Origin of the sequence: Burkholderia anthina, from assembly GCF_001547525.1 — a bacterium.
Taxonomy (GTDB): domain Bacteria; phylum Pseudomonadota; class Gammaproteobacteria; order Burkholderiales; family Burkholderiaceae; genus Burkholderia; species Burkholderia semiarida.
On sequence record NZ_CM003769.1, the window covers coordinates 782,534 to 795,264 of the forward strand.

At 67.6% G+C, this 12,731-nt stretch carries 11 protein-coding genes; 9 read left to right on the forward strand and 2 right to left on the reverse strand.

Going from position 1 to position 12,731, the window contains the following annotated elements; genetic code table 11:
- Window positions 1-78 precede the first annotated feature (78 nt).
- Together WS64_RS19625 and WS64_RS19630 are read left to right on the forward strand one after the other, a co-directional pair.
- Entirely contained in the window at window positions 79-558 is a 480-nt protein-coding gene (locus WS64_RS19625; RefSeq protein ID WP_060967373.1) for a universal stress protein, read from the forward strand.
- 13 nt (window positions 559-571) lie between these two features.
- Window positions 572-763 carry a DUF2964 family protein gene (locus WS64_RS19630; RefSeq protein WP_060967374.1) on the forward strand — a complete coding sequence of 64 codons (192 nt, stop codon included), beginning with the start codon at window positions 572-574 and terminating at the stop codon, window positions 761-763.
- A gap of 118 nt (window positions 764-881) precedes the next feature.
- On the opposite strand, the gene WS64_RS35290 is transcribed toward WS64_RS19630, so the two are convergent.
- Both WS64_RS35290 and WS64_RS35295 read right to left on the reverse strand, forming a co-directional pair.
- The gene (locus tag WS64_RS35290) at window positions 882-1,223 is read right to left on the reverse strand and encodes a tetratricopeptide repeat protein (protein ID WP_060967375.1); all 342 of its coding nucleotides are present in this window, start codon (window positions 1,221-1,223) and stop codon (window positions 882-884) included.
- 56 nt (window positions 1,224-1,279) lie between these two features.
- Window positions 1,280-1,648 (reverse strand): hypothetical protein, encoded by a 369-nt coding sequence (locus WS64_RS35295; protein ID WP_060967376.1) that lies wholly within the window; start codon window positions 1,646-1,648, stop codon window positions 1,280-1,282.
- A gap of 250 nt (window positions 1,649-1,898) precedes the next feature.
- On the opposite strand from WS64_RS35295, the gene WS64_RS19645 reads away from it, so the two are divergent.
- The 7 genes from WS64_RS19645 to WS64_RS19675 all read left to right on the forward strand — a co-directional run bounded on the left by WS64_RS19645 (window position 1,899) and on the right by WS64_RS19675 (window position 12,565).
- Window positions 1,899-5,678: a nitrate reductase subunit alpha gene (locus WS64_RS19645; RefSeq protein WP_060967377.1), complete on the forward strand. Its 3,780-nt coding sequence runs from the start codon at window positions 1,899-1,901 to the stop codon at window positions 5,676-5,678.
- The gene (gene narH, locus WS64_RS19650) at window positions 5,675-7,204 is read left to right on the forward strand and encodes a nitrate reductase subunit beta (protein ID WP_060967378.1); all 1,530 of its coding nucleotides are present in this window, start codon (window positions 5,675-5,677) and stop codon (window positions 7,202-7,204) included. Before WS64_RS19645 ends, narH begins: the two co-directional genes overlap by 4 nt.
- Window positions 7,201-7,905, forward strand: coding sequence for a nitrate reductase molybdenum cofactor assembly chaperone (narJ, locus tag WS64_RS19655; RefSeq protein WP_060967379.1), 705 nt, complete (start codon window positions 7,201-7,203; stop codon window positions 7,903-7,905). Before narH ends, narJ begins: the two co-directional genes overlap by 4 nt.
- Before the next feature lie 24 nt (window positions 7,906-7,929).
- Window positions 7,930-8,613, forward strand: a complete 684-nt coding sequence (gene narI, locus WS64_RS19660) for a respiratory nitrate reductase subunit gamma (protein ID WP_059574909.1) — start codon at window positions 7,930-7,932, stop codon at window positions 8,611-8,613.
- Between the two features lie 9 nt (window positions 8,614-8,622).
- Window positions 8,623-9,411, forward strand: a complete 789-nt coding sequence (locus WS64_RS19665) for a peptidylprolyl isomerase (protein ID WP_060967380.1) — start codon at window positions 8,623-8,625, stop codon at window positions 9,409-9,411.
- Window positions 9,412-9,426: 15 nt separating this feature from the next.
- On the forward strand, window positions 9,427-10,695 hold the full coding sequence (locus tag WS64_RS19670; protein ID WP_059574912.1) for an MFS transporter: 1,269 nt from the start codon (window positions 9,427-9,429) through the stop codon (window positions 10,693-10,695).
- 133 nt (window positions 10,696-10,828) lie between these two features.
- Entirely contained in the window at window positions 10,829-12,565 is a 1,737-nt protein-coding gene (locus WS64_RS19675; RefSeq protein WP_060967381.1) for a site-specific integrase, read from the forward strand.
- Window positions 12,566-12,731: the final 166 nt, after the last annotated feature.

Genomic DNA, 12,731 nt, shown 5'->3' on the forward strand with positions numbered 1-12,731 from the left:
CGGGAACCCGCTGTCGGCCGATGATGGTGACATGGCCGCGCGACAGGGCGCACGGCAGTTCACCCCAGCGAGGTTCGCATGTACGAGAAAATCATGGTGGCCGTCGATGGCAGCGCTTCGTCGAAACAGGCGCTTGCCGAGGCCGTGAAGGTGGCGCTGGCGGGCAATACGCACGTCAGCGCCGTGTATGTGGTCGACAAGTCGGTGCTGTTCACGTATGCGGGCCGTATCGATCCGCATGCGCTCGTCGAGGAAATCCGCGACGACGGGCGCAAGGTGCTGCGCGAAGCCGAACAGGTCATCGCGCTGGCCGGCGCGAAGGGCGACGCGGAACTGGTCGAGACCGAGAGCATCGGCGAGGACATCGCGGAACGCCTGCAACGCTACGTGAAGGAGCGCGGGATCGATCTCGCGGTGGTCGGCACGCACGGGCGGCGCGGCATCCGGCGCGTGCTCCTCGGCAGCGTCGCCGAGCGCTTCGTCCGCGGCTCGAAGTGCCCGGTGCTGCTGATTCGCGGCGACGACGCCGACGTGCCGGCCGCCTCGGCCGCGGCATGACGCGGCGCGCGCGATGATACGCCGCCAGTACCGCATCGTCGTCGCGGCGATCGCCGTGTTCATGTCGCTCGCCGGAATGATGGCCGTCGTGACGGGCCTGCTGTTCGATGCCGCGACGGTGCTGCGCGGCGGCGCCCTCGCGTTGATCGTCGGCGTGGCCGGCTTCGTCGTGATGTTGAACCCGGGGCCGAAAGGCGAGGAGTGATGCGTCGCGTCGCGCGCGATGGCGAACGCATCCGCACACGTCGACATGCTCTCCCGCGACGATCCGCGCCAGCTGTGACGTGGGGTTTCCCGACGATCGCGGCTTGCCGCGCGTGTCGTCACGTGCGGCTCGTACCGCGTGCCGTCGCACCGGCCGAGCGCGCCTGCACGTTCAACCGCTTCAACGTTTCCGCCAGCGCGGCGTTCGCCGGCTGAATTTTCTCCGCCTGCGCGAACGCATCGCGCGCTTCATCCCGGTGGCCTAGCTTCCACAGCACTTCGCCCTTGTGCTCGAGTCCGATCGCCAGGGCTTCGCGCGCGTCGTCGTCCTTCGCGAGGATCGCGATCGCGCGGTCGAACCATGCGAGCGCATCGTCGTTGCGGCCGAGGCGATACAGCGCCAGCCCTTGCTGTCGAGCGCATACGCGTCGTCCGGCGATTGCGCGAGATGCGTCGATCATCGCGAGCCCGCGCTCGACCGCGACGCCCGCATTGGCGAGCCGATAGCCGACGTCGTTCAGCCGATCGTATGGAATCCTGTCGAAAGATCGACGTTGCTCGGCGTGCGCGACTGCGCGTAGTCGGTGTATCCGTTCGCATCCGAATGGCCGCCCGCCAGATATCCGTTCTCCACGTCTAGCAGACACGGGACGCCGACGTGCACCTTTTGGCAGCCCGGGTCGACCAGACGGAACGACTCGCCGAGGTCGCCGTCGCCAACGATCGCGTTGAACACCCACTTCTTTTGCGGATGCCATTTCGGCAGGCGGATCCTCGCCGTGCGGCCGGCCGCGTCCGTCGTGCCGAAGATCACGCTGTCGTGCTGGTCCGGCTTGACGGGCACCCCCGCAATGACCTGGCCGGGCAGAAACAGCCGGTCGCGCACGTTCGGCCGCGGTTGTTGCGCGCAGCATAGCAGGCGGCGCGATTCGAGCGCTCTCCCTTTGCCCTCATTGTTGCGGGCAGATGAACGATTCCGTGATTTGTATCAACTTGTGATATTTGGATCCGTCTGACAATGGGTTCGACCACGGTGAGCAGGGCGAAATGATCGAAATCCGATCGTCCTTTACAACCGGCATTTCACCTCCTTAAATAATCAGGGTCTGCAAAAAGACCGGAAAAACGAGATCCCCATGAGCCATTTCCTGGATAGATTGCGTTATTTCTCCACCACGAGGCCACGCTTTTCCGATGGACACGGCGCCGTCACAGACGAAGACCGCAAGTGGGAAGACGGTTACCGGATGCGCTGGCAGCACGACAAGATCGTCCGTTCGACCCACGGTGTGAACTGCACGGGTTCGTGCTCGTGGAAGGTCTACGTGAAAGGTGGGATCGTCACGTGGGAAACCCAGCAGACCGATTATCCGCGCACGCGCCCCGACATGCCGAACCACGAGCCGCGCGGCTGCTCGCGCGGCGCATCGTACTCGTGGTATCTGTACAGCGCGAACCGTCTCAAGCACCCGATGGTGCGCAGCGCGCTCGTGAAGCTGTGGCGTGAACGCCGCCGCACGCTGGGCGCCGTCGACGCGTGGCGCTCGATCGTCGAGGACGACGAAGCACGCCGGTCGTACCAGAGCCGGCGCGGGCTCGGCGGGTTCGTGCGCGCGAGCTGGGACGAGGTCAACGAGATCGTTGCGGCCGCAAACGTCTACACGGTCGAGCGTCATGGCCCCGATCGCGTGGTCGGCTTCTCGCCGATCCCGGCGATGTCGATGGTGTCGTACGCCGCCGGCTCGCGCTACCTGTCGCTGATCGGCGGCGTGTGCCTGAGCTTCTACGACTGGTATTGCGACCTGCCGCCCGCGTCGCCGCAGACCTGGGGCGAGCAGACGGACGTGCCGGAATCGGCCGACTGGTACAACTCGACGTTCATCATGATGTGGGGCTCCAATGTCCCGCAGACGCGCACGCCCGACGCGCACTTCCTCGTCGAGGCGCGCTATCGCGGCACCAAGGTCGTGTCGGTGTTCCCCGACTACTCGGAAGGCGCGAAATTCGGCGACCTGTGGCTGCACCCCAAGCAGGGCACCGACGCGGCGCTTGCGCTCGCGATGGGGCACGTGATCCTGAAGGAGTTCCATTTAGCGGGCAAGAGCGACTACTTCATCGACTACTGCAAGCGCTACACCGACATGCCGGCGCTCGTGCGCCTCGTGCCGCACGGCGACGGCTACGTGCCCGAGCGCCTCGTGCGCGCGTCCGACTTCGACGACGCGCTCGACGAAGCCGCGCATCCGGAGTGGAAGACCGTGATGATCGACGACGCGACCGGTGAATTCGTCGTGCCGGTCGGCTCGATCGGCTTCCGCTGGGGCCAGCAGGGCAAGGACGGATCGAGCGACAAGGGCAAGTGGAACCTGCGCGGCGAGACGTCGAAGGGCGCGGCGCTGTCGCCGCGGCTGTCGTGCACGACCGCGCACGACGACGTGGTCGACGTGCTGTTCCCGTACTTCGGCAACCAGCCGCATGCGCACTTCAATTCGACGCAGCACGCATCCGAGCTGTCGCGCCGGATCGGCGTGCGGCGCGTGGCGAACCGCGACGGCGACATGCTGGTCGCGACCGTCTACGACCTGTTCGTCGCGAACTACGGGCTCGACCAGGGGCTCGGCGGGCGCGACGTGGCCGCGAGCTACGACGACGACCTGCCCTACACGCCCGCATGGCAGGAGGCAATCACCGGCGTGAAGCGCGCGGACGTGATCTCGGTCGCGCGGCAGTTCGCGGAGAACGCGCACAAGACGCAGGGCAAGTCGATGGTGATCATCGGCGCGGGGATCAACCACTGGTTCCACATGGACATGTCGTACCGCGCGATCATCAACATGCTGATCATGTGCGGCTGCATCGGCAAGCCGGGCGGCGGCTGGTCGCATTACGTCGGCCAGGAGAAACTGCGCCCGCAGACCGGCTGGACCGCGCTCGCGTTCGCGCTCGACTGGAGCCGGCCGCCGCGGCACATGAATGCAACCTCGTTCTTCTACGCGCACACCGACCAGTGGCGCTACGACACGATGGACCCGGGCGCGCTGCTGTCGCCGCTCGCGGACAAGGCGCAGTTCCACGGCTCGCCGATCGACTACAACGTGCGTGCGGAACGGATGGGCTGGCTGCCGTCCGCGCCGCAGCTCGCGGCGAATCCGCTGAAGGTCGGCGCGAACCTGGACGACCCGTCGCAGGCCGGTGCGGACATCGCGCAACGGTTGAAGGCCGGCACGCTGCAGATGGCGTGCGAGGACCCGGACGCGCCCGGCAACTTCCCGCGCAACCTGTTCGTGTGGCGCTCGAACCTGCTCGGCTCGTCGGGCAAGGGCCACGAGTATTTCCTGAAGCATCTGCTCGGCACCACCAACGGTGTGCAAGGGGAGGACCTCGGCGCGACGGGCGGCGCGCGCCCCGAGGAAGTGAATTGGCGCGACGACGCGCCGCGCGGCAAGCTCGACCTGCTCGTCACGCTCGACTTCCGGATGTCGACGACCTGCATGTATTCGGACATCGTGCTGCCGACCGCGACGTGGTACGAGAAGGACGACATGAACACGTCCGACATGCATCCGTTCATTCATCCGCTGTCTGCGGCGGTCGATCCTGCATGGGAATCGAAGAGCGACTGGGAGATCTTCAAGGGGATCGCGAAGCGCTTCTCCGAGCTGTGCGACGGGCATCTCGGCGTCGAGCGCGACGTCGTGCTCGCGCCGATCGCGCACGACACGCCGGGCGAGCTCGCGCAGCCGTTCGACGTGCAGGACTGGAAGCGCGGCGAATGCGAACCGGTGCCGGGCCGCACGATGCCGAACGTGATCGCGGTCGAGCGCGACTACCCGAACACGTATGCGCGCTTCACGTCGCTCGGGCCCCTGATGGACAAGCTCGGCAACGCGGGCAAGGGCATCGGCTGGGATACGCGGGATGAAGTGAAGCTGCTCGGCGAGCTCAACTACACGGTCGCTCAAGGCGCCGCACAAGGCCGCCCGCGCATCGACACCGCGCTCGACGCGGCCGAGGTGATTCTCGCGCTCGCGCCGGAGACCAACGGGGAAGTGGCGGTGAAGGCATGGCGCGCGCTGTCCGGCATCACCGGTATTGACCACACGCACCTGGCCGCCGCGCGCGCGGACGAGAAGATCCGCTTTCGCGACATCCAGGCGCAGCCGCGCAAGATCATCTCGTCGCCGACGTGGAGCGGGATTGAATCGGAGCACGTGTCGTACAACGCGGGCTACGTGAACGTGCACGAGCTGGTGCCGTGGCGCACGCTGACGGGCCGTCAGCAGTTGTACCAGGATCACCCGTGGATGCGCGCGTTCGGCGAATCGCTGTGCGCATACAAGCCGCCGATCGACACCGGCAGCTACGCGCACATGGTCGGCAAGCGTTCGAACGGCAACCCGGAGCGCGTGCTGAACTTCCTGACGCCGCATCAGAAGTGGGGGATCCACAGCACGTACACCGACAACCTGCTGATGCTGACGCTGTCGCGCGGCGGCCCGATCGTATGGATGTCGGAGGACGACGCGAAGGCGATCGGCGCGACCGACAACGACTGGATCGAGTGCTACAACTCGAACGGGGCGTTGTGTGCGCGGGCCGTCGTGAGCCAGCGGATTCCGTCCGGGATGGTGATGATGTACCACGCGCAGGAAAAGATCGTGAACACGCCGGGATCCGAGATCACCGGCACGCGCGGCGGCATTCACAACTCGGTCACGCGCATCGCGCTGAAGCCGACTCACATGATCGGCGGCTATGCGCAACTGTCGTACGGCTTCAACTACTACGGCACGGTCGGCTCGAATCGCGACGAGTTCCTGATCGTGCGCAGGATGAACAGGATCGACTGGCTCGACGGGGAAGACGCCGCGAGCGACCCGACAACGCAGGCCGTTCGCATCGGAGAAACGTCATGAAAATCCGCGCACAGATCGCGATGGTGCTGAACCTCGACAAGTGCATCGGCTGCCATACCTGCTCGGTGACCTGCAAGAACGTGTGGACGAGCCGCGAAGGAATGGAATATGCGTGGTTCAACAACGTCGAGACGAAGCCGGGCATCGGCTATCCGAAGGACTGGGAGAACCAGGATCGCTGGCGCGGCGGCTGGCAGCGGCGCGCGGACGGCAGGATCGAGCCGCGCCTCGGCGGCAAGTGGCGGCTGCTCGCGCAGATCTTCGCGAACCCGCACCTGCCCGAGATAGACGATTACTACGAGCCGTTCACGTTCGATTACGCGCACCTGCAGGAAGCCGGCAACACCCGCGCGATGCCGGTCGCGCGGCCGCGCTCGGTGATCAGCGGCCAGCGGCTCGAGAAGATCGAGTGGGGGCCGAACTGGGAGGAAATCCTCGGCGGCGAGTTCGAGAAGCGCGCGAAGGACATCAACTTCGAGAACGTGCAGAAGGACATCTACGGGCAGTTCGAGAACACCTTCATGATGTACCTGCCGCGCCTGTGCGAGCACTGCCTGAACCCGGCGTGCGTCGCGTCGTGCCCGTCGGGCTCGATCTACAAGCGCGAGGAAGACGGCATCGTGCTGATCGACCAGGACAAGTGCCGCGGCTGGCGCATGTGCGTGTCGGGCTGCCCGTACAAGAAGATCTACTACAACTGGCAGAGCGGCAAGGCCGAGAAGTGCATCTTCTGCTATCCGCGCATCGAGGCCGGCCAGCCGACCGTGTGCTCGGAAACCTGCGTGGGCCGCATCCGCTACCTCGGCGTGCTGCTGTACGACGCCGACCGGATCGGCGAGGCGGCCAGCGCCGAGAACGAGAAGGATCTGTACGAAGCGCAACTGTCGCTGTTCGTCGATCCGGACGATCCGGCCGTGATCGCGCAGGCCGAGCGCGACGGCGTGCCGGCCGCGTGGATCGACGCCGCGCGGCGTTCGCCGACCTACAAGATGGCGATCGACTGGAAGATCGCGTTCCCGCTGCATCCGGAATACCGGACGCTGCCGATGGTGTGGTACGTGCCGCCGCTGTCGCCGATCAACGCGGCCGCCAATAGCGGCGACCTGGGGATGAACGGCTACCTGCCGGACGTCGAATCGCTGCGCATCCCGCTGCGCTATCTGGCCAATCTGCTGACGGCCGGTGACGAGGTGCCCGTGAAGCGCGCGCTCGAACGGCTGCTGGCGATGCGCGCGTTCATGCGCGCCCGCCACGTGGACGGCATCGATGCACGCGGCGTGCTCGACCAGGTCGGGCTGTCGCTCGCGCAGGTCGAGGAGATGTATCGCTATCTGGCGATCGCGAACTACGAGGATCGCTTCGTGATCCCGACCACCCACCGCGAATACGCGGAGAACGCGTACGACCTGCGCGCGTCGTGCGGCTTTTCGTTCGGCAACGGCTGCTCGGACGGCCGTTCCGAGACGAGCCTGTTCAGCCCGAGGAAGGGGAACAAGACGATTCCGATTCACGAGGCTGCCCGATGACGAGCACCGCACCCGATCCGACCTATGCGGCGCTCGCGGCGCTGCTCGACTATCCCGACGAATCGCTGGTCGCCGCGCTCGATTCGATCGACGCGCACCTGCGCGAGCGCACGCGTTTGCCGAAAGCGGTGCGCGCGGGCCTCGACCGGTTTTTTGCGTACGTGCGCGAGCGCGATCTGCTGACGCTGCAGGAGAACTACGTCGGGCTGTTCGACCGTGGCCGCGCGACGTCGCTGTACCTGTTCGAGCACGTGCACGGCGAATCGCGCGACCGCGGGCAGGCGATGGTCGACCTGCTGCAGATGTACGAGCGGCACGGGCTGTTCCTGAATCAGGGCGAGCTGCCCGACTACCTGCCCGTGTTTCTCGAATACCTGTCGCGGCTGCCGGCGCCCGATGCCCGCAAGCTGCTTGCCGAAACCGGCGAGATCCTGAGCGCGCTGGCCGGCCAGCTCGCGCAGCGCGGCAGCCATTACAGCTTCGTCGTCGGCGCGCTGCTGCCGATGGCCGGGCTCGCGCCGGCCGACGCGCCCGACGCTGCCGACGACGACGTTGCCGCCGAGCGGCCGAGTGCCGACGACTACCGCACGCTCGACGCGTCGTATGCGGACGAGGCCGTGCGCTTCGTCGGCGCGGCAACGCCGGCGTCGACCGAGCAGACCGTGCGGTTCCACGACAAGCGGCCGGCCCGCGGCGCGTGAGCGCGGGCCCAATTGGGGAATGACATGAACGCTTACTTGCATCAGTTCCTGTTCGGGATCTACCCGTACATCTGTCTCGCCGTATTGCTGGTCGGCAGCCTGATCCGCTTCGACCGCGAGCAATACACGTGGAAAAGCGATTCATCACAGCTGCTGCGCCACGGCATGCTGCGACTCGGCAGCAACCTGTTCCACTGGGGCGTGCTGGTCGTCGTGCTCGGGCACTTCGGCGGTTTTCTGGCGCCGCACTGGCTCGTGTCGCCGTTCCTGTCGGCGTCCGGGCACCAGCTAGTCGCGATGGTTGCGGGCGGCGCGGCCGGCGTCGCGGCGATCATCGGATTGACGATCCTGATCTGGCGCCGCCTGGGCGACGCACGCATCCGCAAGAACAGCCGCACGTCGGACATCCTGATCGTGTTGATGCTGTGGGTGCAGCTCGCGCTTGGGCTCGGCACCGTCGTGCTGTCGACGCGCCACATGGACGGCGTGATGTTCGAACAGCTCACCGATTACGTGAAGGGCGTCGTCACGTTCCGTCCGGACATCGCGAGCCTGCTCGTCGGCGTGCCGCTCACGTACCGGCTGCACATCCTGCTCGGCTTCACGATCTTCCTCGTATCGCCGTTCACGCGGATGGTGCACGTCTGGAGCGGGATCGCGTCGGTCGCGTACCTGATCCGCCCGTACCAGCTCGTGCGCAAGCGCTGAGGAGGCTGCATGAACGACGTTCTCTCCGAAGTCGTCACGGCGCCGCTCACGGTCAACGGCGTAGCGATCGGCAACGACGCGATCGCGGCCGAAGCCGCGCATCACGGCGATGCGCCCGATCCGCTCGATGCGGCGCGGCGCGCGCTCGCGGTGCGCGAATTGCTGCGGCAGCGCGCGGTGTCGCTCGCGCTGCTCGACGAAAGCGCGGCGCTCGACGACGCGGCGGTCGACGCATTGCTCGAACGCGAACTCACACACGTGCCCGACCCCGACCGCGAGGCGTGCGAGCGCTATTACGCGCGGCATCCGGCGCGCTTTCGCCGCAACGACATCGTCTATGCGAGCCACGTGCTGTTCGCGATGACGGACCGCGTGCCGCTCGCGCCGCTGCGGCAGCGCGCGGAACGGGCGCTCGCCGGCATCGTGGCCGCGCCCGACACGTTCGAGGCGGTCGCGCGCGCGTCGTCGAACTGTCCGTCGGCCGAAGTCGGCGGTAGCCTCGGGCAACTTCTGCGCGGCGACACGGTGCCGGAATTCGAGGCCGCGCTGTTCGACACCGACAGCATCGGCGTGCTGCCGAAGCTCGTCAACACGCGCTTCGGCTTCCACATCGTGCGCATCGAGCGCCGCGTGCCGGGCGATGCGGTGCCGTTCGACGAAGCAGCCGATCAGATCGCCGCGCACCTGGCCGCGCGCGTACGGCAGCAGGCGATGCGGCAGTACGTGGCGATTCTCGCGGGCGGCGCACGGGTCGAAGGCGTGACCTTCGACGGTGCGAACGGGCCGCTGGTCCAATGAAAACGAGGTTGACGTATGGCAACTCAACAAGGTAACGCCGGGCCGGTCGTGAGCGCGCCGGCCGTCCCGCTGCGCGCGTGGTCGGTGCTGGCCGCGAGCACGCTCGCATTCATGGTGTGTTTCGTCGTGTGGATGATGTTCGGCGTGCTCGGCGTGCAACTGCGCGCCGATCTCGGCCTGAACAGCACCGAGTTCGGGATGCTCACGTCGACGCCGGTGCTGACCGGCGCGCTGATGCGTTTGCCGCTCGGCACCTGGACCGACCGCTTCGGCGGTCGCATCGTGATGACGGTGCTGCTCGTCGTGTGCGCGGTGCCTGTCTATGTCGTCAGCTACGCGACGCAGCTGTGGCAGTTCCTGCTGATCGGGCTGTTCCTCGGCTGCGTCGGTGCGTCGTTCGCGGTCGGCACGCCGTATGTCGCGCGCTTTTTCCCGCCGCAGCGGCGCGGGCTTGCGATGGGCGTGTTCGGCGCGGGGACGTGCGGCGCGGCGGTCAACCTGTTCGTCACGCCGGTGCTGCTCGACGCGTACGGCTGGCGCGTCGTGCCGCGCATCTACGCGGTCGCGCTGCTCGTCACGGCGCTGATCTTCTGGTTCGCGTCGGCGCCCGATCCGGGCGCGGGCAAGCGCGGCGGATCGATGCTCGATTCGTTCAAGGTGCTGCGCGACCCGCGCGTGTGGCGGCTCTGCCAGTACTATTCGATCACGTTCGGCGGCTTCACCGCGCTGTCGCTGTGGATCCCGCAGTACCTGAAGAGCGAATACGGGATGTCGCTGGTGATGGCGTCCGCGTTTGCGGCCGGCTTCTCGCTGCCGGGCTCCGTGCTGCGCGCGCTCGGCGGCGCGCTGTCCGATCGCTTCGGCGCGCATGCGGTCACGTGGTGGGGGCTGTGGGTCGCGTGGATCGCGCTGTTCCTGCTGTCGTATCCGGCGACCGATTTCGTGATCCACACGATCGACGGCACCGCGACGCTGAACGTCGCGATGCCGGTGGCCGGCTTCGTCGCGCTGACCTTCGTGCTCGGTGCGGTGTTCGCGCTCGGGATGGCCTCGACGTTCAAGTACGTCGCCGACGATTTCGCGGACAATATGGGCGTCGTCACCGGCATCGTCGGGCTCGCGGGCGGGCTCGGCGGCTTCCTGCTGCCGATCCTGTTCGGCATGTTGCTCGACCTGCTGCGCGTGCGCACGACCTGCTTCATGTTTTTGTACGGAATCGTGTGGGTGTCGCTGATTCTCATCTACCTGTCCGAAGTGCGCCGCACGCCTGTCGTCACGGGTTGAGGTCGGTTCGAACGGTCCGATGCGCTCGCGTGATGCCCGGAGGAGGGTTCGGGGTCGCGCACGCGCATCGTTGCGTTCTGGAGATTCGCGCGCGACGTACCCGACCGCCCGTGCTTCTGTCAAACTGGCGCCCATGAAACCGCGCCTCATTTCACAGCTTTCCCCCGGTTCCACGCCTGCGCCCGCAGGCTTTCCCGATGCCGACGAACTGGCCGCGCTGCGCGCGTGGTACGCGGGCATGGCCGTGCGCCAGGCCGTCGAGTGCTATCTGCCCGACCGGCTCGGCGACGGGCGCTCGGCGCGCGGCGTGATCGGCGCGATTCGCCGCCGCCTCGTGCGCGTCGCGCGGCAGGTCGGCCGCCCCGATCTCGCGGAACGGCTCGGCCATCCGGACGGCGAGCGTTTGCGGCAGGCGAAAGCGGCCACCGACGCGATCGGCCAGTTGCGTCATGCGCGCGCGCCGGTGCCGCAGATGGGCGACGATGTCGGCCTGTGGCTGCCGGCACGCGCGGTCGTTGCGTTGCGTGCGCACGGCATCGCGACGCTCGCCGACCTGACGGTGCGGATTCCGCGCCGGCGCCAGTGGTGGCGCGCGATCGCGGGCCTCGGCATGGCCGGCGCGCGGCGCATCGAGGCATTCTTCGCCGCGCATCCGGACCTGACCGAACGGGCGCGTGCGCTGATCGCCGCGACGCCGCGCGGCAGCATCGTGCCGTGGGAGCAATTGAAGCTGCCGCACGAAGTCGACGGCTCGGCCGGCACGTTCCGCGCGCCGCGCGCGACCTGCACGCTCGACGCGGACAACGATTACGCGGCCGTGCACGCGTGGCTGTCGCTGCACGAATCGGCCGCGACGCGGCGCGCGTACCGCAAGGAGGCCGAGCGGCTGATCCTGTGGGCGATCGTCGAGCGCGGCCGGGCGCTGTCGTCGCTGACGACCGAGGACGCGCTCGCCTATCGCGCGTTCATCCGCCGCCCGACGCCGCACGAACGCTGGGTCGGGCCCGTGCGGCCGCGCGGCGCGCCCGACTGGCGGCCGTTCTCGGGTGCGTTGTCCGCGCGGTCGGCGGCGTACACGCTGTCGGTGCTCGGCGCGCTGTTCCGCTGGCTGATCGAGCAGCGCTACCTGCTCGCGAATCCGTTCGCGGGCGTGAAGGTGCGCGACACGCGCGGCGTGACCGCACTCGATACGTCGCACGCATTCACCGAAGGCGAGTGGCTGCTGGTCCGCACGATCGCCGACGGGCTCGAATTCGGCAAGCGCACGGCCGACGGTGCGCCGCGGTCGGGCTGGACGCCGGCCGCCGCGCAACGGCTGCGCTTCATTCTCGATTTCGGCTATGCGACCGGGCTGCGCGCGAGCGAACTGGTCGGCGCGACGCTCGGCGACATCGAGACGGACGCGCACGGCGACGCGTGGCTGAAGGTCGTCGGCAAGGGCAGCAAGGCCGCCCGCGTCGCGCTGCCGCCGCTGGCGCGCACGGCGCTCGATCGCTATCTGGTCGCGCGCCGGTTGCCGGTCACTCCGGCGCGCTGGCGGCCCGATACGCCGCTGATTCCGAGCCTCGCCGAAGACGACGCGGCCGCGATCACGAGCGTGCGGCTGTGGAAGGTGATGCAGCGCTTCTTCGCGCAGACGGCCGATGCCGTCGAAGCCGACAACCCGGCGCTCGCGCACAAGCTGCGCCAGGCGAGCCCGCACTGGATGCGGCATACGCATGCGACGCACGCGCTGGCGCGCGGCGCGGAGCTGACGACGGTGCGCGACAACCTGCGGCACGCGTCGATCTCGACGACGTCGATCTATCTGCATGGCGACGACGTGAAGCGGGCACGGCAGATGTCGAGCGCATTCGGCATCGACAAATGAGTGGAACGGCACGGCATCGACGCAGGTCAGACGAATTTTCGATTCCGGAGATCGCTATGGCATCGAGCCAGGGTACGTCGATTTCATCGTCGAGCAGATCGAGGCGGCCGGTACGGTATCGGCGCGCAAGCTGTTCGGCGATCGCCGGGACGATCGCGCATGGCTG

What these genes read in the sequence shown, in the direction of transcription:
- WS64_RS19625 (WP_060967373.1), top strand. Translation starts at nt 79, where the DNA reads ATGTACGAGAAAATCATGGTGGCCGTCGATGGCAGCGCTTCGTCGAAA.
- WS64_RS19630 (WP_060967374.1), top strand. Translation starts at nt 572, where the DNA reads ATGATACGCCGCCAGTACCGCATCGTCGTCGCGGCGATCGCCGTGTTC.
- WS64_RS35290 (WP_060967375.1), bottom strand. Translation starts at nt 1,223, where the DNA reads ATGATCGACGCATCTCGCGCAATCGCCGGACGACGCGTATGCGCTCGA.
- WS64_RS19645 (WP_060967377.1), top strand. Translation starts at nt 1,899, where the DNA reads ATGAGCCATTTCCTGGATAGATTGCGTTATTTCTCCACCACGAGGCCA.
- narH (WP_060967378.1), top strand. Translation starts at nt 5,675, where the DNA reads ATGAAAATCCGCGCACAGATCGCGATGGTGCTGAACCTCGACAAGTGC.
- narJ (WP_060967379.1), top strand. Translation starts at nt 7,201, where the DNA reads ATGACGAGCACCGCACCCGATCCGACCTATGCGGCGCTCGCGGCGCTG.
- narI (WP_059574909.1), top strand. Translation starts at nt 7,930, where the DNA reads ATGAACGCTTACTTGCATCAGTTCCTGTTCGGGATCTACCCGTACATC.
- WS64_RS19665 (WP_060967380.1), top strand. Translation starts at nt 8,623, where the DNA reads ATGAACGACGTTCTCTCCGAAGTCGTCACGGCGCCGCTCACGGTCAAC.
- WS64_RS19670 (WP_059574912.1), top strand. Translation starts at nt 9,427, where the DNA reads ATGGCAACTCAACAAGGTAACGCCGGGCCGGTCGTGAGCGCGCCGGCC.
- WS64_RS19675 (WP_060967381.1), top strand. Translation starts at nt 10,829, where the DNA reads ATGAAACCGCGCCTCATTTCACAGCTTTCCCCCGGTTCCACGCCTGCG.